The sequence below is a fragment of the Deferrivibrio essentukiensis genome (genome assembly GCF_020480685.1).
Lineage (GTDB): Bacteria > Chrysiogenota > Deferribacteres > Deferribacterales > Deferrivibrionaceae > Deferrivibrio > Deferrivibrio essentukiensis.
This window is the reverse complement of the sequence record NZ_JAJAFU010000026.1, coordinates 1-20,400: the sequence shown is the minus strand read 5'-3', so window position 1 is coordinate 20,400 and position 20,400 is coordinate 1. Positions and strand designations below refer to the sequence as shown.

Sequence of the window (20,400 nt, the reverse complement as noted above, 5' to 3'; positions counted from 1 at the left end):
TAATTATAATAGATTAAAGTAGTTTCTTGTCAAGTAAAGGAGTAAGGATATTTTAAATGCAAAAAATCTTGCTTGAACACCTCACGTCAGATATGAAAATAATTAAAACAGATAAACCTTGGATAAAAGTATCATTTTTGCCTGATGAAACCCCTTTTGAAGAGAAAATAAAGCTATTAAGGAATTATGGCGTTAAAGAGGTCTATATAAAGCTGGACAAAGATAAATCTAAGTTTAAACCTCTATCTTCTAAATTCGAGTCCGAGTTTACAGATTTTCTCACAAAGCAAACTGATGACAATATTGAGTTGGACAATTACTACCCTACTATTGAAGAGGTTGTCGAGCTCCAACAACTTCACAGTGAAGCCAAAAAAAGAACTAAAGCTTTGCTTGAAGAGGCTAGAGTCGGAAATACCGTAGATACTTCAGCCGGTATGGATATAGTCGAAGACTTTGTTCAAGCTTGCTTTAAGAATTCGAATTTAGTAGCAAGCCTTTCGAGATTAAAGGATTTTGATGATTACACATTTACCCACTCACTTAATGTCAGTGTACTTTCCATATCATTAGGGAAAAGGCTCGGGATGAACGCCAATGAACTTAGAGAGCTTGGAATCGGCGCCCTTTTTCACGATCTTGGAAAAATGAAGGTTCCACAATCCATACTAAATAAACCGGGGAAACTAACTGATGAAGAGTTTGAAATAATGAAATCTCATCCTCAGTTAGGTTATGAAATACTAAAGAATGATAAAATTATTCCTAAAAATGCTTTAAATTGCGTACTTCAGCATCATGAAAGAGCTGACGGGAGCGGCTATCCAAACAATCTCTCTGAAAGTAATATCTCAAAGCTCGGCAAAATTACATCTATTGTTGACGTTTACGATGCAATAACGAGCGACAGAGTTTATCACAAAGGGATGGCAGCTCATGAAGCGATTAAATTAATTTTCAGCTGGTCAGGAAAGCATTTTAATAAAATTCTGGTCAAATTCTTTGTTGACATTGTGGGAATATACCCTACCGGCACACTTGTCCTTTTAAATACCGGCGAGCTTGCAATAGTATTTGAGGTCAACAGAGATGAACCTACCAGGCCAAAGGTTATTATTATAACTGATGAAAATAAAAAAAAGAAACCACCTAAACTTTTTGATTTGACAAAATACAATCTTGTAACACAAGTATATTATAAATCCATTGTAACACCTATCGACCCAAGACCATACAATATCAACACTAACGAATATATTGAAAGTTTCACTAAAAAAGCTGTAGGGGTATTAAGATGAAAAAAAATTATTATGCTCTAACTTTTGTAAGTGTGGACAAACCTGGTATAGTTGCTGAAGTAACGAGAATTCTTTATGAAAAAGGTTTTAATATTGAAGATTCTAGTTCAACACTACTGCGAGGTTTTTTCTCAATGATTTTAATCGTGAGCCATGAAAAGTCATTCTCTATAGAGGAAATCATAGCACATTTTGATGATTCTTGTAAAAAATATGACCTTTCAATCAGTGTAAAGCCTATTGATAATATGTCCTCAACAACAAAATATGACAAGACATACATTGTTTCAGTTTACGGGTCTGATAAACCTGGAATAGTTTATAAAGTAGCTAAATTTCTAAGTGAAAAAAAGATTAATATCGTAGATTTGCAAACAAAAGTAGCTGGCAAAGAAGACAAACCTTTATATATAATGGTTTTGGAAGTAAATGTCCCTTCTGGCCTTGATGAGTCTTGGATGCTCTCATTAAAGAAAATCTCTGATGAGCTTGGAACAGATATAAATGTAAGACAAATAGAGACTTACGAGTTTTAATATGGCTATAAAAGAAGTCTTAACTTATCCAAATCCTCTGTTAAAGGAGATTTCAGAAGAGGTCAAAGAAGTCACACCTGACGTTAAAGATACAATAATTGACCTTATAGACACAATGGACTCCACCGGTCATTCTGTAGGGATAGCGGCACCCCAAATTGGCAAACTCTACAGAATTATTGCTGTAGATGCATCTAAAAACAAGAAATGTACAAACCACCACGGCAAGATGGTAATGATTAATCCTGAAATACTGAAATGGGAAGGGATGCTTCAGTTTAGAGAAGGTTGCATGAGCCTCCCGGACTACACCGGGAATGTAAATAGAGCGAGGAAAATCCTCGTTCAATATCAAGATGAAAAATTAAATACAAAAGTAATTTATGCTGAAGAGTTTGAAGCTGTCCTTATACAACATGAAATAGATCATCTGGATGGTGTACTTTTTATAGATAGGATTATCTCAAAAAGGACTGACCTTTTTAGGAGGAAAAAGTACAAATGAAAATAGTTATTACTCAAAAACTACCATTTGATATTGAAAAATATCTTCAGGGTTTTGTACTGGATTATAACAAAACTGACAATGAGTTAAGTAAAGATGAAATTATAAAAAAGATACAAGATGCAGATGGTATCATCACTATGCTCTCCGATACGATAGATAAAGAAGTAATTGATGCTGCAACAAAATTAAAGGTAATTGCAAACTATGCTGTCGGATATAATAATATAGATTTTAATTATGCTAAAAAAAGAGGAATAGTAGTATGCAATACCCCCGATGTACTTACCGAAACTACCGCTGAACTTGCCGTAGCTCTGCTACTGTCAGTCACCAGAAGAATTGTAGAGGGGCATAAGTTTGTTGAAAATAAAAAGTTTAAAGGGTGGAAACCTGAGCTTTTGCTAGGAATGGACTTATACAAAAAAACAGTGGGAATTTACGGTTTTGGCAAAATAGGGCAGACCATAGGTCGTATTTTAAAGGGTTTTGACGTTAATTTGATTTACAACACAAGAAACAAAAATTATCAGGCTGAGCTTCTAACAGGTGCTAAATATGTGACATTTGACTCTTTGATAACGGAGTCTGACATTATTATTATAGCTGCACCACTTAATGAAACAACAAAATACAGATTTACTATTAGCGAATTTAAAATGATGAAGCCTTCTGCTATTCTAATTAATATCGGAAGAGGACCTATTGTAAAAGAGGATGATTTATATTTAGCATTGAAAGAAGGGGTCATTAGTGGTGCCGGACTTGATGTATTTGAACATGAACCAAAAATCTTTGAAGGACTTTTCGAGCTTAACAACATAGTAATGTTGCCTCACATAGGCAGTGCATCCACTGAAACAAGAAAGGCAATGGCAAAACTATGCTGCGACAGTGTGCTCGATGTACTGATTAATAAAAAGAAACCTTTTAACTCAATTAATTGAAAAATCGTCTGGTCATAAATTTATGACCAGACAGCACCCTGTGGTTCTAACACCAACTCTTTTTCTGTATCGGAATTTGTTTCAACTTCAACAAATGAATAGCAACCTTTTGCCTCAAGAAGTGTTCTTGCAAACTGATTATTAAGCTGATGGCCTGAACGGTAAGCCCTTATGTGTCCGAAAATAGGATAGCCGATTAGAGATATGTCACCAATCAAGTCTAAAATTTTATGTCTTACAAACTCGTCGCTATAGCGAAGCCCTTCCGGATTCAAAACACCATCTTCCCCTATAACTACAGCATTTTCAAGAGAACCACCTTTTGCAAGACCCATTTTCCACAAATTTTCAACTTCATTTTTAAACCCAAAAGTCCTTGCCTTTGAAACCTCAGCCACATAGCTCTCAGGTGTAACATTTATATATTTTTTTTGCTCTGACAAAAACCCGTTATCAAAATTTATATCAAAAGTAACTTTGAAAAATCTGGAAGGGATTATCTCAATCCATTTATCTTGCAGGTCTATCTTAATTCTCTTGTTTACTTTCAAAAACTTTTTATTCTTGGAAAGTGTTTTAATCCCCGTTTTTAAAATCATATCAACGATAGGTGCCGAGCTGCCATCAAGTATTGGTATCTCAGGACCATCTACCTCTACAAGTGCATTATCAATACCAAGCCCATAAAATGCAGACATCAGATGCTCTATAGTACTTATAGGAAAATCACCACATTTAATACCTGTGGCAAGCTGAGTGGAAACCACACTATATGGTGAAACGGTAACTGTTTCACTGTTTTTTATATCAACTCTTCTAAATCTTATCCCTGCGTCAGGAAATTCAGGCAAAATCCTTACCTTTATATTACTTCCGGTGTGAAGCCCTATCCCTTCGAATAAAATATCATTTTTTATGGTTGTCTGTTTCATTTTAACCTCATATTTGATTCATCCTCCTGAATGTTGAGCAAAATATATGCCACCTCTATTTTACTTAAATCCACCAAATATTGTATACTCATAAACACACAACCGATTAAAAGTGTGTACTTTTTTACACATCCATAAGATTGATTTCTGCATTCTCAAACTTTGTAAACTCCTTAATAAATGCTAGAGGAACTGTACCCGTAGGTCCATTTCTGTGCTTTGCCACAATCACTTCAGCTATCCCCGGGTATTTTGTCTCTTTGTTGTAAAACTCATCTCTGTACAAAAATATAATAAGGTCGGCATCCTGTTCTATGGCTCCAGATTCCCTTAAATCTGAAGGAACTGGTCTTTTATCTGTCCTACTTTCAACCGAACGGTTAAGCTGGGAAAGTGCTATAACTGGAACATCAAGCTCCTTTGCCAATGCCTTAAGAGATCTTGATATTTCAGAAATTTGTTGCTCCCTACTATCGGATTTAGAGCCTGACATAAGCTGAAGATAGTCAACTATAATTAAATCAAGCCCTACATCCCTTTTTATCCTTCTACATTTTGCTCTAATCTCCATAGAAGATATAGCAGGTGTATCATCTATAAAAATATTGAGATCATTTAATTGGCCTGCTACTGATGCAAGCTTTGTCCATTCCTCCATATTGAATCTTCCGCTTCTAAGCTTTGATGACTCTATTCTTGCTTCTGAAGATAAAAGCCTCTGAACAAGCTGTCCTGAAGACATCTCAAGAGAAAATACAGCTATGGATTTTTTATATTTGCTGGCAGCATTAAGTGCTATATTGAGAGCAAATGCAGTTTTACCCATACCAGGTCTTCCTGCCACAATTATAAGGTCAGATTTCTGCAACCCGTTCGTCATTTTATCCAAGTCCACAAAACCTGTTGGAGTACCTGTGATTTTGTCTTTTCTGTTATACAATGATTCCAAAACTTCAAAAGTATCTTTTATTATACTGCCTATATTTCTTACTTCACTCTTTAGTTTATATTCCGCGATTCTAAATATATTCTTCTCCGCTTCATCCAAAATATCAGAAACCTCTCCATAATGCGAAAAACACTTCTCAGAAATTTCAGTTGTCGCAGAAATAAGATTTCTTAGAAGGGATTTATCCTTTACAATATTGGCGTAATGTAAAATATTGGCTGAATTGGGTATTATATCCACAAGCGTGGATACGTACTCTATCCCTCCTGCCTTTGTAAGCATATTAATATCATTTAATTTTGATGTTAGAGTTATAATATCGATAGGCTTATTCTCTTCACTAAGCTTTATCAGTGTAGTGTATATGATTCTGTGAGCAGGATGATAAAAATCACTACTGTTTAACAGATGTACTACTTTATCAAGGGATTTATCATCAAGCAAAACAGAAGCTAAAACTGCTCTTTCAGCCTCTAAATCGTGAGGCGGGACTTTGGGGTCTCTATTACTCTGCATCCACAACTACCTTTAATTGCCCTTTAATCCCTTTATAAATATTAACATCAACATTGAAGACCCCAACCTCCTTTATCGGAGTTTTAAGGTCAATCAATTTTTTATCAAGCTCTATGCCTAAGTTTTTAACCTCATCGGCAATCTCCGCAGAAGTAATCGCTCCAAATAATCTGCCCTTTTCTCCTGCTTTTTTCTTCATTTTCACTTCCAATTTCTTTAGTTTTTCAGCCAAATCTTTTGCATTTTGAACCCTTTGCTCCTCTGTAGCAGCGATTTTTTCAAGCTTTTTGTTGAGCTTATCTATATTTTCTTTGGTAGCTTCTACGGCAAGATTATTTTTAAAAAGATAGTTTCTTGCGTACCCTTCCTTAACCTCTTTTATTTCATTGGCTTTAGCCACATTCTTTACATCTTTAAGAAAAATTACCTTCATCTTTCATTACCTCCATAACAATTTTTTTTGAAAAGTTATATTCATACCCTCGTCCAATCAGATATCTTAATAGTTTTTCATAAACTTTCAAATCTTTTTTTCTACTCAATATAATATATTTCTTAGACAGTTTTTCCTTAAGCACCGGTATAATAGCTTCAACCTTTTCATCAAAATATTCATAAATATAATTCTGATAATTTTGCAACCCTTTAAGGAATAAGATTTCAGAAATTTTTGCAGGTCCGTACAAAAGGTCAAGCTTATAAGAAATTATATTTTTTGCAAGCCTTTCATCATTTACAAACCCTTTTGCCCTAAAGTCAGAGAGAATGTCATCCAATTGCCCTCGAGGCAAATCAAATTTTTTAGAAATTTTATCTACAAGCTCCTTCTCAGAATAATCTTTATGAGACAAGAGCTTGTAGAGGTAGCTACATACCTTCTGATGAGTCGTCATTCCAAGACATATTTGAAGTACTGCTTATCCCTTTTACCTTTAATGTAAAGTCATCAGGTCTGTTTGCCCACTTGAGAGCTTCTTCATAAGTAATTAACTCTTTCTTATATAAATCAAACAACGACTGGTCAAAACTCTGGCTGCCATAAACACTTTTGCCCGACTCAACATAATCATGAATCATTGATGTTTTCTCTTTATCAATAATACATTCCCTCACGGTGGCAGTGTTAATCATTACTTCTACAGCTGGAACCCTTCCCCGTCCGTCCTTTCGACTTACAAGCCTCATAGATATTACTGCTTTTAAAATTGACGCAAGCTGTATCCTTACCTGTCGCTGATGATAGGGGGGAAACACTGAAATTATTCTGTTTATAGTTTCCGGTGCATTGAGCGTATGCAAGGTAGACATAACAAGGTGTCCTGTCTCGGCAGCAAGCATCGCCGTTTCTATAGTTTCAAGGTCTCTCATCTCTCCCACTAAAATAACATCAGGGTCCTGCCTCAAACACCTTTTAAGTGCCTCTGCAAAGTTTAAAGTATCTGACCCTATCTCCCTTTGAGAGATTATAGACTTATTATCTCGGTGCAGAAATTCTATAGGGTCTTCAATGGTAATTATATTAACATCCTTGCTATTATTAATATGGTCAATCATCGAAGCAAGGGTAGTTGACTTACCACTACCTGTTGTTCCCGTAACTAATATCAATCCCCTATTTTCAAGAGAAATCTTCTTTATTACCTCAGGTAAATTTAAGCTATCGATATTAGGAATATCTCTCGGAATAGACCTGAAAACCAATACCACGGTACCTCTTTGAATGTATACGTTAACCCTAAATCGCCCTAAATTGGGGATACTATATGAAAAATCTGCTTCAAATGTTTCTTTAAATTTTACTTTTATATGATTATTCATCACCGAAGATGCAATTTTGATAGTATCTTCTGCAGAAAGCTTTGGAAATTCAGGCATATTGAGAAGCTTACCATCTATTCTGAATATAGGGTGCCTACCAGCCTTTAAATGCACATCAGATGCTCTCTTTTTAAGTGCCATTGCCAAAATATTATTTACATCAACCATAATAGTATCCTCTATTATATTATAAAACTCAGGCTAAAACTCTACACCTCTTCCTGTTGTAAAAGTCCATATTTCGCCTTTATGGTATTTTCTATTTCCTGTGCTATTTCAGGGTTATCTTTGAGGAAATTTCTGACATTTTCTTTACCTTGGCCCAATTTTTGGTCTTTATAACTAAACCATGCACCCGACTTATTAATAATATCTGAATCAACGGCCATATCTATAAGTATCCCTTCTTTAGAAATACCCGTACCAAACATAATATCAAACTCTGCTTGCCTGAATGGAGGTGCTACTTTGTTTTTCACTACTTTTGCCACTACATGGTTTCCTACTGTTTCTTCCTTCTCTTTCAATGCAGTCGACCTTCTAATTTCAATTCTTAAAGATGCGTAAAACTTCAGCGCATTACCACCGGTAGTGGTTTCAGGGTTGCCAAACATCACACCTATCTTTTGCCTTGTCTGATTTATAAAGATAAGGGCAGTTTTTGATTTATTAACTATTGCTGTAAGCTTTCTCAAAGCTTGACTCATAAGTCTTGCCTGCAAGCCCATATGAGCATCCCCCATCTCCCCATCGATTTCAGCACGTGGAGTTAAAGCAGCAACAGAGTCAACCACAATAACATCAATTGCACCGCTTCTGACCAAAGTTTCAGTAATTTCAAGGGCAGCCTCACCACTATCAGGCTGACTTACCAATAAGTTATCTGTATCAACACCAATGGCATTTGCATAAATAGGGTCAAGTGCATGCTCCGCATCGACAAATGCAGCTACTCCGCCTTTCTTTTGTGCCTCTGCAATAACATGAAGTGCAACAGTAGTCTTACCACTACTTTCACTACCGTAAATTTCTGTTATTCTCCCTCTTGGAATACCTCCCACACCAAGTGCAATATCTAGAGAAAGAGCTCCCGTAGGGATAACTGGTGGCCTTTCTATCGCTTTATCACCAAGGCGCATAACGGCACCTTTTCCGAAATCCTTTTCAATTTTGCTCATAGCAAGTTCAAGAGCTTTCTGTTTGTTCGCATCCATTTTATCACCTCATTAATTTTAAATTATATATATTCGTATAAATGGGCCCCGTATTTGTAAGCTCACTTTTTATAAATAAAATCTCATTAACATTAAAATATTTTAACTCCGATTCTGATAAAAATCTATCTAAATTATCCTTGTTTTCTACTTTTTTTATTCTTGATAATGTCAAATGTGCTTTGAATGGTTTTCTATCAAAAGGCAAACTGTTTAGCTTTACAGCCATATCCTCCCTCAGTTTAAAAAGTTCAGGAGATGATGCTTTTACAAAACAAACGGAAGGTGTTCTATCTCTATAAAAAAAATCGTATCTGCTAAGAGTAACTTGAAAGCTCTTATATTTATGAAATTGCTCTAATGTATTGCACACTAAATCCTTTTGAGAGTCTGAGAGATTATTAAAGAAAAAGAGGGTTATATGCATCTGCTCGGGCTTAACAATTTTGCCCGAGAAAAAGCCTTTATAACTTAAAATATGATTGTGGAAAAAATTTGAAATATCTAAAGGTGGCTTTATGGCAATAAAACATCTCATTTTATCATATCTATAGCCATACTTAGTGCCGTTTTTGCACTTCTTTCCCTAACCGTTTCTCTATCGCCATTAAACTCAAATCGCTTTACTTCACATTTACCCTTATAATTCACACCGATATAGACCAAACCCACCGGTTTCTCTTTTGTCCCTCCATCAGGCCCTGCCACCCCTGTCACAGCAACACCTATATCTGCTCCAAATAGTTTATCCAAACCGGTAAGCATCTCCTGAGCACACTCGACACTTACAGCACCGAATCTCTCAAGTATTTCTAAAGAAACACCTAATAATTTAGCTTTAACTTCATTACTATAAGCAACTACTGAACCAACAAATGCAGATGAGCTTCCCGGAATATCTGTTAACTTTTTGGCAATCAGCCCCCCTGTGCAACTTTCAGCAGTCGCAATGCTCAGCCCTTTCTCTTTAAGTTTATTAAGCAACACACTCTCAAGACTATCTCTTTCAAATCCAAAAAAGTTATCTTTTAGCTTCTCTATAATCTGCATTTTAACATAATCGAGCTTTTCCCGGCTAAAACTTCTCAATCTTACAATTATTTCACCCTTTGAAACATTTATTATACAATCGACACCTTCTGGTATATCCGCTTCTCTTATCACCTCATCAACATCAGATTCTGGCAATCCTTTAAATTTTAAGTCCTCTCTGAATATCTCTTTCAAGCTGAAGTTTTCTTTTATAAACTTAAGAACGAAATTATCAAAAATATACTTCATTTCGTATGGAATCCCTGGCAAAGAAATACAGAAACCATTTTTTGTCTTCACACCGAATCCTAACGCTGTCCCTACCTTATTTTCAAAAAGAAGACAATTTTCAGGAAGCATTGCCTGCCTTTTATGACTTTCTTTAATATGTACCCCTCTCTTAGTGAGCATACCTATAATATGGCTCAGGGCAGTCTCATTTAAAACAAGCTCACATCCAAATGCCTTGGCACTTGCTTCAGCAGTCAAATCGTCAAAAGTTGGCCCTAATCCACCTGTAGTTAATATTATCTGAGAATCCTTCTCGGCAATCCTAAAGGCATCAACTATTTCATCAATATTATCCCTCAACATACTTACTCTTCTAACACTCACTCCAAGAGCTGATAGGGCTCTAGCTATATAAGAGGAGTTTGTGTCTAAAATACTCCCTTCAAGAAGCTCATTCCCTATTGCAAAAATAGAACAATTTACCACAAAATCCCCCTGAGGATAAAAAATACCAAAATAGAGTAAAGAGCTGCAACCATATCATCAAGCATTATCCCTGTCCCACCACCTACACGCTCAGCCACATTGGCAGGATAAATCTTTGTTATATCAAAAAACCTAAACAACAAAAATGTAATAAGAATGTTAATAAAAGTTAAATCAACAAAAATTAATATAAAGTAATAAGCAGCAATTTCATCTATAACCACCTCTTTAGGGTCTTTCTTCTCTTTATAACTTTCATAATACTCCGAGGCAATAATACCCAAGACAAATAATAGAAGAAAAATAAAAAATTTCCCCAACAAAGAAAACCACATACTCAATGCTAAAATGGGAAGTGCAACCAATGTCCCTACAGTACCTGGTGCATACTTGGAGTACCCACTATAAAACCCGGTTGCCAACAAAATTAAGAAATTATGCATTTGCTATCTCCAATGCTTCTTTTAAATCAAGTTTACCCTCATAAAATGCCTTACCAACAATGCATCCGTATATTTTGCCCGACTTTTTAAGTATTTTAATATCGCCTAACCCTTTAAGCCCGCCTGAAGCAATTATATTAAAATTGGTCTTCTTGCTTAATTCGACAGTTGCATCAATATTTATCCCCATAAGCATGCCATCTCTATTAATATCTGTATATATTACACTTTCAGGCTTGTAACCATCATACATAGCCAAAACATCAAAAACTGTCATTTCACTTTTTTCATACCAACCTTCAGTAGCTACATACCCCTGCTTCGCATCAATACCAAGAATTATCTTTTCGGGATATGTTTCAAGCATTTCTTTAACAAAGGATGGATTCTTAACCGTTGCCGTCCCTAATATTGCATACCTGACACCCAAATTAAAATATCCTTCAACCCTTTCTCTATCCCTAATCCCTCCGCCAACTTCAATTGTCAGGGCAGTGGAAATAACTATTTTTTCTATTATCTTAAAATTTGTGGTTTTCCCCTCTTTAGCTCCGTTCAGATCCACTATATGAATCCTGCCAATGCCTAAATCTTGAAAATATTTTGCAGCATCAAGCGGGTTGTCAAAATACTCTTTCCTTTTCTCCATATCCCCCTTTTCAAGCCTTACAGCCTTCCCATCATAAATATCTATAGCAGGTATAACCAACATTACATCTCTCCAAATTTTCTTAATATATTAAGCCCCGCATCCTGACTTTTCTCAGGGTGAAACTGAACACCTAAGACATTACCTTTTTCAACAGCAGCAGAAAACTGAACGCCGTATTCACAAGATAAAACAGTAGACTCTACCACCGGTGCATAAAATGAATGGACAAAGTAAACAAATGTATCATCAGGCACACAATCAAAAAATGAGCCTGATTTTATATTCTTCACATTATTCCACCCCATGTGGGGGATCTTCATACCTTTATCAACTATTGAGTCAGGAAATTTTACAACTTCCCCTTTTAAAAGTTTAAGCCCTTTATGCTCACCAAATTCGTAGCTTTTTTCAAAAAGTAGCTGCATACCAACACATATGCCTAAAAAGGGCTTGCCTGTATTTATAAAATCATAGATAGGTCCTATGAAACCACTTTTTTCAAGCCCGTCATAACAGTCTTTGAACGCACCTACTCCAGGCAGAATAACTTTATCAGCTACCTTTAAATCATCAGGATCCGAAGATATTTTAGAGTCAAAGCCCAAACTTAAAAGTGCATTATTGACACTTTGAAGATTCCCCATCCCATAATCTATAACAATAATCATGCTAAATTACCCCTTTTGTGCTGGGAATACTGTCATCCACAACTCTAATTGCCGTTTTTATGCTTTTCGCAAGGCACTTAAAAATCCCTTCTGCTATATGATGAGAGTTTTTGCCATATCTTTTTATTACATGCACATTAGCTTTCAAATTATCCGAAAATGCCTTCAGAAATTCTTCCACAAGTTCAATATCAAATCCACCAACTTTATCAGCAAAAAATTTGACATCATAATTCAAAAAGGATCTCCCTGACAAATCAACTGCACACTCAATAAGTGTCTCATCCATTGGTAACATAAAAAATCCATACCTATTAATCCCTTTTTTATCTCCAAGCCCCTGCAGTATAGCTTGCCCCAATACTATCCCCACATCCTCAACCGTGTGGTGAAAATCTATATGTATATCCCCTTTCATTTTCAGTTTTATATCAATACCGGAATGTTTTGAAAAAAGTTCAAGCATATGATTAAAAAATCCTATGCCTGTTTCAATTTCATAGCTTCCGTTACCATCCAGATTAATATCAACAGATATTTCCGTTTCAGAAGTTACTCTTTTTATATGTGCTTTTCTCAATTCATCCTCCTGACACATTAAAATTGACAACACCTTGTTATAATATTATCTTATAATGTTTAAAATGTAAATTTTTTTTCAACCCAAATGAGTGAGGATAAAAGATGGCTTACATAAAAGATATCAGAAATACATATAACATTTTGGATTCTGATATAGAGAATATTAAAAGTGTCAGTGAAATAATGCTTAATTATTCGATTGAGTTTGCCACTGACATTCATGAGTATTTGGTTGAAAAATTTGGGTTTCAGGAACAGTATGAAGATACACAGCTTGAGAAAATGTCTCAACTTTTAGAAGACTGGTATAAAATACTCTTTAAGGGCAACATAAACAATGACCTCATCAACTACACAACAAATATGGTAAAAATCTTTCATGAGCAAATTGTCGACAATTCAACATTTTTATCAATATTCTCCTTTGTTAGAAATTGGATTCATGAAAGGATTTTTCAGCAAATAGAAAAGGATGTTGTAAGAAAAAATATTCTCCTGTCAGTGCATAAAATCCTTGATGTCCAGGTAAGCATAATAAATACTGCTTATACCGATATTGAGCTTAGAAAGTATACAAAGATTTTTAGCTTAAAAAATAACCTTATCAATTTTTCTGAACGTTTTATGGTTTTCGGTCATCTAATACTTGTTTCAATACTTATCTCTTTGACTTTAGGGGCAATTGTCTTTTTAGGTGTGGATATTATACATCATTATAAAACAAATTCGCAGGACATAATTATATACGCATTAGGCTCACTACTTATACTTTGGGTGTTAATCGAGCTTTTACATACCGAAATACAGTCAATAAAAGGGGGAAAACTAAAAATTAGCATATTTCTTGGTGTAGCTCTAATAGCATTTGTAAGAGAGATACTGATTATCAAACTTCAACATAAAGAAACAGATAACCAAATGTATACAGCAATTGCAGCAATTTTGGTTCTTGGAATAGTCTATTTTATCACAGCGTTAATAGAAAAAAATGACAATAAAAGGAGAAATAAATGATAGTTGGCTTAGCAAAAAAGATATTTGGGACTTACAACGACCGATATCTAAAAAAATGTGCGGCAATTGTTCAAGAAATTAACGCACTTGAAAAAGAGTATGAAAAATTATCAGAGGATGAGTTAAAAGCTCAAACTAATAATTTAAAAGCTGCATTGTCAAATGGTAAGGTGCTTGACGACATTCTTCCTAAAGCATTTGCAACTGTAAGAGAAGTGTCAAAAAGAACCCTTTCAATGAGACATTTTGATGTTCAGCTTATAGGTGGATATGTTCTTCACAAAGGGAAGATAGCTGAAATGAAGACAGGTGAAGGTAAAACATTGGTCGCCACTTTACCTTTATACTTAAATGCTTTAAACGGCAAAGGTGCTCACCTTGTCACGGTGAATGATTACCTTGCGAGAAGGGATGCTACATGGATGGGACCTATTTACCTTTTTCTTGGTTTAAGCATAGGTATTATTCAACATGAAAAATCTTATAAAGTCGTATGGGAAGATGAATCAAGGTTTAAAACAAAAACAGTAGAATGCTCAAGAAAAGAGGCATATGATGCCGATATAACGTATGGCACAAACAATGAATTTGGATTTGATTATCTAAGAGATAATATGAAGTATGATTTTGATGACTTTGTACAAAGGGAGCTTAATTTTGCCATAGTGGATGAGGTGGACAGTATCTTAATTGACGAAGCAAGAACACCTTTGATAATAAGCGGTCCAACTGATCAGTCAACAGATAAATATTATATAGTGGATAAAGTAGTAAGAAATTTACAAAAAGATATAGACTATACTCTTGATGAAAAAGAGAAAAATGCAAAACTAACTGATGAGGGTATTACAAAGGTTGAAAAGGCTTTGGGGGTCGACAACTTATTTGATGTCAGGCATGTTGATTTACTCCACTATGTAAATAATGCGGTAAAAGCTCATGCTATATTTAAGAGGGATGTAGACTACGTAGTTCAGGATGGACAAATAGTTATTGTTGATGAGTTTACAGGTCGTCTTATGCCGGGTAGAAGGTATTCTGACGGGCTTCATCAGGCACTTGAAGCAAAGGAGCAGGTAAAGATAGAAAATGAAAACCAAACCCTTGCCTCCATTACTTTCCAAAACTATTTCAGAATGTATAACAAACTTGCAGGTATGACCGGAACTGCTGCCACTGAAGCTCAGGAATTTAGGGAAATTTACGGATTGGATGTCATAGTTATCCCTACAAACAAACCGATGATAAGAATTGATTATCCCGATCAAATATACAAAACTGCGAAAGAAAAATACGATGCAATTATAAATGATATCCTCGAAAATCATAAAATTGGCAGACCCGTACTTGTGGGAACAGTATCAATAGAAAAATCTGAGCTTCTAAGCAAGATACTGTCCAAAAAGGGTATCCCTCATGAAGTTTTAAACGCAAAGCAACATGAGAAAGAGGCTTTGATCGTTTCAAAGGCAGGAGAGAAAGGAGCGGTAACAATTGCTACCAATATGGCTGGTAGAGGTACCGACATCAAAGTCAAAGATGAGATACTTAAACTTGGCGGACTTCACATCATAGGTACCGAACGGCACGAATCAAGAAGAATTGACAATCAGTTAAGAGGTAGGACGGGACGTCAGGGGGACCCCGGTTCATCAAGATTTTACCTATCTTTGGATGATGACCTCTTAAGAATATTTGGCTCAGAAAAAATTGCATTTATTATGGACAAACTTGGTATGAAAGAAGGTGAACCCATTGAACACCCTCTTATCAATAAATCTATTGAAAATGCGCAGAAAAAAGTTGAAGCGATGCACTTTGAAATTCGTAAACACCTCCTTGAGTATGACAATGTAATGAATCAGCAACGTAACGTAATCTACTCTTTAAGGCGCGATATTTTAATGGGAAACGATATCGAGAATATCCTTAAAGAGAATATAGAAAATGTCGTTGATGGTTTATTTGAAGACTACGTAATAAACTCTGAAGTCATCGATGAAGAATTATTGCAAAAGAAAATAGCCGAAATCTTTAGTGTCGATTTTTCTTTTGAAGGGGTATCAAGAAAAACTGCTAACGAATACAGCAACAAACTGAAAGAAAAAATATTTGAAAAGTTTAGCAGTAAAAAAGAAGAACTCGGTGAGCATTTTATCGGCTTTTCAAGATTTTTGATGATGAATATTCTTGATAGTAAATGGAAAGAACATCTTTTAAACATGGACCATTTGAGAGATAGTGTAGGGTTGAGGGGGTATGGACAAAAAGACCCTTTAATAGAATACAAAAAAGAATCATATGTGCTTTTTGTAAATATGCTTAACAAAATCAATACTGATACCGTGAAATTTCTATTTAATGTAAAAATTCAGGTTGAAAGTGATGAAGAGCTTGAACTTAAGAGTCAAAACACAGAGTTAAAAGAGGAAAGAAGAGATATTTTTAACGAAAACTCCCAAGAAGATAATAAAAAATCCCCAATCAAAAGGGACACGCCAAAAGTGGGAAGAAACGATCCTTGCCCATGCGGCAGCGGAAAGAAATATAAAAAGTGTTGCGGTGCCAACGAAAACTAATTATTAAGGCATCAGCTTATTTTTAGCTGATGTCTATCTTTTATCACCAATTATAGCAAAGTGTTTTTTCAACCCATCGAAAACTTGTATATTTTCAAAGCCGGCTTTTAAAAGCTGTTTTTTTACAAGATCAGGGCAAACTCTTATGTCCAAAGGTGGACCCTCATTCATTTCAGCTTTCTTCCAATCAATGACCAACAATTTGCCCCCTTTTCTCAGAATTCTATACACATCTTTTAAAACTACCTCAGGCTCATTAAGCTCATGGTGTAAACTTATCATAACAGCAAGCTCTGCAATATCATCAGAAAGCGGTACTTTGGTTTCATCAGATTTCAGCGGAATAATTTCAGAATATTTAGTAACAATATTTTCTTTCATCCAATCAATCATTATGTCTGACAAATCGCAGGCATAAACTGTCTTACATTTAAACTCATTTAATAGAGCTACAGAAAAAAGTCCAGTACCTGCACCTATATCAACCAAGGTTTCAACATTTACAAGTCCAACAGCCTTTCTGATAAACTCTGGCGGGATATCCTTTAATCTTTCTATATTGTTAAGTTTTTCAAGCTTCTTAGGATTAAATTTTTTACCTTCCACTACCTCACCTTCTTGTTAATTTTATTTTAAACCAATAACCAATCAACTCACTCTTATTCTACTCTTCCATCCATCTTTTAGATTTTTCTAAAGCCTTTAACCACTTATTATATATTCTTTCTCTTTCATCATCCTTTTTAAAAGGTCTAAATTCCATTTCGACTTCTCTGAAAGATAATATATCATCAAAACTCCAAAAGTCACAGCTGACTGCTGCCACAGCAGCAGCTCCTAAGGCGGTTGACTCTGTTATCATTGGCCTTTCTATCTCTGTCCCTAAAATATCTGATTGAATCTGCATAAGGAGGTTATTCTTTGATGCACCGCCATCCACAGCAAACCTTTTAATTTTTAATTTATTATCTGTTATACTTTTAAATTCTTCAAAAACATCTTTTGTCTGAAAAGCTATCCCTTCGAGTGCTGCTCTTGCTATATGCCCCCTGTTTGTGCCCCTTGTAATCCCTATCAATAGTCCCCCTGCAAGTGAATCCCAGTGTGGAGCCCCAAGCCCGGTAAGTGCAGGGACAAAGTATACATTGCCGGAAGAATCTACACTTTTTGCAAGCTCTTCAATGTGTTCCGATTTTTCTATCATCCCCAAACCATCCCTCAGCCACTGAATAAGGGAACCTCCCACGAAAATACTCCCTTCAAGAGCGTATTCAAGCTTATTTTTAACCTTCCATGCCACTGTGCTGATAAGATTTTTACTGTGATAGACTTCATCTTTTGTGGACATCATCAAAAAAAGACCTGTCCCATAAGTGTTTTTTACCAAGCCCTCTCTCCATCCGCCGTGAGCAAAAAGGGAAGCTTGCTGATCACCAATTACACCACAAATTGGAATCTCTTTCCCGAAAAATTTTTTATCCACATAACCAAACATATGATCACTGGAATACACCTCAGGCAAAATTGATGCGGGAATTTCAAATAATTTTAACAATTCTTCATCGTACTCAAGATTGTTGATGTTAAATATTGCAGTCCTTGAACTGTTTGTAACATCGGTAGCGTGAACTTTTCCACCTGTAAGATAATATACAACAAATGAATCAACTGTACCAAATATAGCACTGCCATGGCTAACTGCTTTTTTTACTTCTTCAACATTTTCAATTAGCCACTTAATTTTTGTTACACTAAAATATGGGTCTAAAAAAAGTCCAGTTTTCTCTTTAACCATATCCTTATACTGTTCATATCTCCTGCAAATCTCTTCAGTCCTTCTGCATTGCCAAACGATTGCATTATATAAAGGATTTCCTGTTGTTTTATCCCATATTATGGCTGTTTCCCTTTGATTCGTAATCCCTAAAGCCAAAATATTTTCTACGCCAACTTGATCCACCACATTTTTCGCTACTTTCAAGGCACAGTCTAATATATCAAAAGGGCTATGCTCAACCCACCCCTCTTTTGGAAATATTTGAGGAAATTCTGAATAATCCATCGCTACTATATTACACTTTTCATCGAATATAACAGCCTTATTACCTGTAGTCCCTAAATCTAAAGATAAAATATATTTTGCCATAATCATCTCCCGGGATGTATTCAATCTTGCATTGAAGTTGCTCTTACACTTTTTCTAACAAACCGCCGCACCGCTTGCAAGCATATTTAGCCTTTTTGGTGATAATTCTTTTATGTCTGACCGAAGAAATATTATGTGTACCACAACTGCATTTATATTCGTATTTTTGAAACTGTCTCGCGGGGTTTACAGGCATATCATGAGTAGTCTTTGGATTTTTTAGACCCAGCAATATTGCGATATCTTTCCATTTTTTGCCATGAGGTTTACTGTTTTTGAAAACTTTATTAGTAACAAAATGTGCCACTTCATGAACTAATACTTCATTTACCATTCTTTCTGGAAACTCTTTGCATAATTTCCCGTTTAATTTTATTTCATTTGTTTTGGGAATAAAAAGACCTGCTCTTAACCCTTTCAGGTCATATGAAATCTTTAAATTTAAAAGGCTTAGCCCAAATTTATTTTTGATAATATTTTCTAATATAGAAAGCTTGGCGTTAACCAAATTTTCCCATTCGGCAATATGTTTCATTGAGAAAATTTAGCATAACAGTTTAACAAATTACAACAAAATATATTTAAAATTATGCACAATACCGTATTAAAATGTTAATTTTTCCGCAGCACTTTTAATGATTCTCTCTGTTGTATCCCAGTCAATACATTTGTCAGTAATTGAAACCCCATATTTCAGCTCACTCTTATTAGAACAGATCGGCTGATTACCTTCATTAATATTGCTTTCAATCATAACAGCTTTAATGTAAGCACAACCGTCATTAATCTGCTCTATCACACTTTCAAGTACCTTTGGCTGATTCCTGTGGTCTTTTAAAGAATTGGCATGACTGCAATCAACCATAATAGAATCTGGCAAGTTATTCTTTTGAAGTATATTTATTGCCTTTTCTATATCTTCAGGAAAGTAGTTAGGTTTTTTGTCACCCCCCCTAAGGACCAGGTGAACATTCGGATTACCAAGTGTTTTAACTATAGAGCTTTTCCCTTCAGCATTTATTCCCAAAAAACTATGAGGTCTTAGTGCTGCCTCCATGGCATCGCAAGCAATCTTAATATTTCCGTCAGTACCATTTTTAAAACCCACGGGGAATGAAAGCCCACTTGCCATCTCTCTATGTGTCTGTGACTCGGTGGTTCTTGCTCCTATAGCACCCCATGAAATCATATCAGATAAATACTGTGGTGTAATAGGATCAAGCATCTCGCAAGCAACAGGTAAATTTAAGTTTGTAATTTCGGATAAAAGTCTTCTTGCAATTCCAAGCCCCTTTGATATCTGATGACTACCATCCATATCCGGGTCATTTATTAACCCTTTCCACCCGATAGTGGTCCTCGGCTTTTCAAAATAAACCCTCATTACAATATATATTTTATCTTTTACCTCTTCAGAAAGCTTTTTTAATCGCTGCGCATAATCCATAGCAGCTTTTGGGTCGTGAATAGAGCATGGTCCTACTACTGCCATAATTCGTTTGTCGGTTCTATTTAAAATATTTTTGATTGTATTTCTACTGTATGTCACAAACTCAGCATCCTTTTCATTAAGCGGAAATATCTGTCTTAAATAAAAAGGGGCAACTATGGGGATCAATTCTTTTACATTTAAGTTATTAGTCTTTAACATTTTAAGCCTCACTAAATTTTTATAATTTTAACCAAACTATTACCTTTTATTTTTTAAGTCAAGCAATAATTGACTGCCTTCATCCTATTTTTTAATGTGATCTTTGACTGCGTGTGGAAAGTGAAATGTGAGACGTAAGACGTGAGAAGTGAAAGGTAAAAAGTGTTAAAAAGTTCAATGTTCAACGTTCACAAAAAAAAG

22 protein-coding genes are annotated in these 20,400 nt (G+C 35.3%); 6 read left to right on the top strand and 16 right to left on the bottom strand.

Going from position 1 to position 20,400, the window contains the following annotated elements:
* The first annotated feature begins 56 nt into the window (after window positions 1-56).
* The 4 genes from LF845_RS10650 to LF845_RS10635 are packed head-to-tail and all read left to right on the top strand — an operon-like array spanning window position 57 to window position 3,286.
* Entirely contained in the window at window positions 57-1,298 is a 1,242-nt protein-coding gene (locus LF845_RS10650) for a cyclic di-GMP phosphodiesterase (RefSeq protein ID WP_278252243.1), read from the top strand.
* Entirely contained in the window at window positions 1,295-1,834 is a 540-nt protein-coding gene (locus LF845_RS10645; protein ID WP_242820999.1) for a glycine cleavage system transcriptional repressor, read from the top strand. Before LF845_RS10650 ends, LF845_RS10645 begins: the two co-directional genes overlap by 4 nt.
* Before the next feature lies 1 nt (window position 1,835).
* The gene (def, locus tag LF845_RS10640) at window positions 1,836-2,339 is read left to right on the top strand and encodes a peptide deformylase (protein WP_242820998.1); all 504 of its coding nucleotides are present in this window, start codon (window positions 1,836-1,838) and stop codon (window positions 2,337-2,339) included.
* Entirely contained in the window at window positions 2,336-3,286 is a 951-nt protein-coding gene (locus LF845_RS10635) for a 2-hydroxyacid dehydrogenase (protein WP_242820997.1), read from the top strand. The genes def and LF845_RS10635 overlap by 4 nt, the downstream gene beginning before the upstream one ends.
* 20 nt (window positions 3,287-3,306) lie before the next feature.
* On the opposite strand, the gene lpxC is transcribed toward LF845_RS10635, so the two are convergent.
* The 12 genes from lpxC to hisB all read right to left on the bottom strand — a co-directional run bounded on the left by lpxC (window position 3,307) and on the right by hisB (window position 12,825).
* Window positions 3,307-4,218, bottom strand: coding sequence for a UDP-3-O-acyl-N-acetylglucosamine deacetylase (gene lpxC / locus LF845_RS10630; protein WP_242820996.1), 912 nt, complete (start codon window positions 4,216-4,218; stop codon window positions 3,307-3,309).
* 124 nt (window positions 4,219-4,342) lie between these two features.
* Window positions 4,343-5,683 carry a replicative DNA helicase gene (dnaB, locus tag LF845_RS10625; protein ID WP_242820995.1) on the bottom strand — a complete coding sequence of 447 codons (1,341 nt, stop codon included), beginning with the start codon at window positions 5,681-5,683 and terminating at the stop codon, window positions 4,343-4,345.
* Complete coding sequence (gene rplI / locus LF845_RS10620; protein WP_242820994.1) at window positions 5,673-6,116, bottom strand: 50S ribosomal protein L9; 444 nt, start codon at window positions 6,114-6,116, stop codon at window positions 5,673-5,675. The genes dnaB and rplI overlap by 11 nt, the downstream gene beginning before the upstream one ends.
* On the bottom strand, window positions 6,097-6,576 hold the full coding sequence (locus tag LF845_RS10615) for a regulatory protein RecX (protein WP_242820993.1): 480 nt from the start codon (window positions 6,574-6,576) through the stop codon (window positions 6,097-6,099). Before LF845_RS10615 ends, rplI begins: the two co-directional genes overlap by 20 nt.
* Window positions 6,551-7,669, bottom strand: coding sequence for a type IV pilus twitching motility protein PilT (locus tag LF845_RS10610; protein ID WP_242820992.1), 1,119 nt, complete (start codon window positions 7,667-7,669; stop codon window positions 6,551-6,553). The genes LF845_RS10615 and LF845_RS10610 overlap by 26 nt, the downstream gene beginning before the upstream one ends.
* A 41-nt stretch (window positions 7,670-7,710) precedes the next feature.
* Window positions 7,711-8,715, bottom strand: a complete 1,005-nt coding sequence (recA, locus tag LF845_RS10605) for a recombinase RecA (RefSeq protein WP_242820991.1) — start codon at window positions 8,713-8,715, stop codon at window positions 7,711-7,713.
* Window positions 8,716-8,719: 4 nt separating this feature from the next.
* Entirely contained in the window at window positions 8,720-9,253 is a 534-nt protein-coding gene (gene thpR, locus LF845_RS10600; protein ID WP_242820990.1) for an RNA 2',3'-cyclic phosphodiesterase, read from the bottom strand.
* Window positions 9,250-10,464, bottom strand: a complete 1,215-nt coding sequence (locus LF845_RS10595; protein ID WP_242820989.1) for a competence/damage-inducible protein A — start codon at window positions 10,462-10,464, stop codon at window positions 9,250-9,252. Before LF845_RS10595 ends, thpR begins: the two co-directional genes overlap by 4 nt.
* Entirely contained in the window at window positions 10,458-10,907 is a 450-nt protein-coding gene (locus LF845_RS10590; RefSeq protein WP_242820988.1) for a phosphatidylglycerophosphatase A family protein, read from the bottom strand. Before LF845_RS10590 ends, LF845_RS10595 begins: the two co-directional genes overlap by 7 nt.
* Window positions 10,900-11,619: a 1-(5-phosphoribosyl)-5-[(5-phosphoribosylamino)methylideneamino]imidazole-4-carboxamide isomerase gene (gene hisA / locus LF845_RS10585; protein WP_242820987.1), complete on the bottom strand. Its 720-nt coding sequence runs from the start codon at window positions 11,617-11,619 to the stop codon at window positions 10,900-10,902. The genes LF845_RS10590 and hisA overlap by 8 nt, the downstream gene beginning before the upstream one ends.
* Complete coding sequence (gene hisH / locus LF845_RS10580) at window positions 11,619-12,227, bottom strand: imidazole glycerol phosphate synthase subunit HisH (protein ID WP_242820986.1); 609 nt, start codon at window positions 12,225-12,227, stop codon at window positions 11,619-11,621. The genes hisA and hisH overlap by 1 nt, the downstream gene beginning before the upstream one ends.
* Window position 12,228: 1 nt before the next feature.
* Complete coding sequence (gene hisB, locus LF845_RS10575; RefSeq protein WP_423220583.1) at window positions 12,229-12,825, bottom strand: imidazoleglycerol-phosphate dehydratase HisB; 597 nt, start codon at window positions 12,823-12,825, stop codon at window positions 12,229-12,231.
* An 86-nt stretch (window positions 12,826-12,911) separates the two neighbouring features.
* Here hisB and LF845_RS10570 point away from each other — a divergent pair, with 86 nt between their 5' ends.
* Both LF845_RS10570 and secA read left to right on the top strand, forming a co-directional pair.
* Entirely contained in the window at window positions 12,912-13,823 is a 912-nt protein-coding gene (locus LF845_RS10570) for a phosphate-starvation-inducible PsiE family protein (RefSeq protein ID WP_242820984.1), read from the top strand.
* A complete protein-coding gene (gene secA / locus LF845_RS10565; RefSeq protein ID WP_278252242.1) occupies window positions 13,820-16,402 on the top strand; it encodes a preprotein translocase subunit SecA in 2,583 nt (860 codons plus the stop codon). Before LF845_RS10570 ends, secA begins: the two co-directional genes overlap by 4 nt.
* Before the next feature lie 33 nt (window positions 16,403-16,435).
* Here secA and LF845_RS10555 read toward each other — a convergent pair whose 3' ends face one another.
* From LF845_RS10555 to LF845_RS10540, 4 genes are all read right to left on the bottom strand, one after another.
* On the bottom strand, window positions 16,436-17,008 hold the full coding sequence (locus tag LF845_RS10555; RefSeq protein WP_242820983.1) for a class I SAM-dependent methyltransferase: 573 nt from the start codon (window positions 17,006-17,008) through the stop codon (window positions 16,436-16,438).
* A gap of 58 nt (window positions 17,009-17,066) precedes the next feature.
* Window positions 17,067-18,548 carry a glycerol kinase GlpK gene (gene glpK / locus LF845_RS10550; protein WP_242820982.1) on the bottom strand — a complete coding sequence of 494 codons (1,482 nt, stop codon included), beginning with the start codon at window positions 18,546-18,548 and terminating at the stop codon, window positions 17,067-17,069.
* 43 nt (window positions 18,549-18,591) lie between these two features.
* Window positions 18,592-19,083 carry a SprT family zinc-dependent metalloprotease gene (locus tag LF845_RS10545; RefSeq protein ID WP_242820981.1) on the bottom strand — a complete coding sequence of 164 codons (492 nt, stop codon included), beginning with the start codon at window positions 19,081-19,083 and terminating at the stop codon, window positions 18,592-18,594.
* Window positions 19,084-19,152: 69 nt separating this feature from the next.
* The gene (locus tag LF845_RS10540; RefSeq protein WP_242820980.1) at window positions 19,153-20,199 is read right to left on the bottom strand and encodes a 3-deoxy-7-phosphoheptulonate synthase; all 1,047 of its coding nucleotides are present in this window, start codon (window positions 20,197-20,199) and stop codon (window positions 19,153-19,155) included.
* Window positions 20,200-20,400: the final 201 nt, after the last annotated feature.

What these genes read in the sequence shown, in the direction of transcription:
- lpxC (WP_242820996.1), bottom strand. Translation starts at nt 4,218, where the DNA reads ATGAAACAGACAACCATAAAAAATGATATTTTATTCGAAGGGATAGGG.
- LF845_RS10540 (WP_242820980.1), bottom strand. Translation starts at nt 20,199, where the DNA reads ATGTTAAAGACTAATAACTTAAATGTAAAAGAATTGATCCCCATAGTT.
- LF845_RS10610 (WP_242820992.1), bottom strand. Translation starts at nt 7,669, where the DNA reads ATGGTTGATGTAAATAATATTTTGGCAATGGCACTTAAAAAGAGAGCA.
- LF845_RS10635 (WP_242820997.1), top strand. Translation starts at nt 2,336, where the DNA reads ATGAAAATAGTTATTACTCAAAAACTACCATTTGATATTGAAAAATAT.
- hisH (WP_242820986.1), bottom strand. Translation starts at nt 12,227, where the DNA reads ATGATTATTGTTATAGATTATGGGATGGGGAATCTTCAAAGTGTCAAT.
- LF845_RS10590 (WP_242820988.1), bottom strand. Translation starts at nt 10,907, where the DNA reads ATGCATAATTTCTTAATTTTGTTGGCAACCGGGTTTTATAGTGGGTAC.
- dnaB (WP_242820995.1), bottom strand. Translation starts at nt 5,683, where the DNA reads ATGCAGAGTAATAGAGACCCCAAAGTCCCGCCTCACGATTTAGAGGCT.
- hisA (WP_242820987.1), bottom strand. Translation starts at nt 11,619, where the DNA reads ATGTTGGTTATACCTGCTATAGATATTTATGATGGGAAGGCTGTAAGG.
- thpR (WP_242820990.1), bottom strand. Translation starts at nt 9,253, where the DNA reads ATGAGATGTTTTATTGCCATAAAGCCACCTTTAGATATTTCAAATTTT.
- secA (WP_278252242.1), top strand. Translation starts at nt 13,820, where the DNA reads ATGATAGTTGGCTTAGCAAAAAAGATATTTGGGACTTACAACGACCGA.
- hisB (WP_423220583.1), bottom strand. Translation starts at nt 12,825, where the DNA reads ATGTGTCAGGAGGATGAATTGAGAAAAGCACATATAAAAAGAGTAACT.
- rplI (WP_242820994.1), bottom strand. Translation starts at nt 6,116, where the DNA reads ATGAAGGTAATTTTTCTTAAAGATGTAAAGAATGTGGCTAAAGCCAAT.
- def (WP_242820998.1), top strand. Translation starts at nt 1,836, where the DNA reads ATGGCTATAAAAGAAGTCTTAACTTATCCAAATCCTCTGTTAAAGGAG.
- LF845_RS10650 (WP_278252243.1), top strand. Translation starts at nt 57, where the DNA reads ATGCAAAAAATCTTGCTTGAACACCTCACGTCAGATATGAAAATAATT.
- LF845_RS10545 (WP_242820981.1), bottom strand. Translation starts at nt 19,083, where the DNA reads ATGAAACATATTGCCGAATGGGAAAATTTGGTTAACGCCAAGCTTTCT.
- LF845_RS10645 (WP_242820999.1), top strand. Translation starts at nt 1,295, where the DNA reads ATGAAAAAAAATTATTATGCTCTAACTTTTGTAAGTGTGGACAAACCT.
- recA (WP_242820991.1), bottom strand. Translation starts at nt 8,715, where the DNA reads ATGGATGCGAACAAACAGAAAGCTCTTGAACTTGCTATGAGCAAAATT.
- glpK (WP_242820982.1), bottom strand. Translation starts at nt 18,548, where the DNA reads ATGGCAAAATATATTTTATCTTTAGATTTAGGGACTACAGGTAATAAG.
- LF845_RS10615 (WP_242820993.1), bottom strand. Translation starts at nt 6,576, where the DNA reads ATGACGACTCATCAGAAGGTATGTAGCTACCTCTACAAGCTCTTGTCT.
- LF845_RS10570 (WP_242820984.1), top strand. Translation starts at nt 12,912, where the DNA reads ATGGCTTACATAAAAGATATCAGAAATACATATAACATTTTGGATTCT.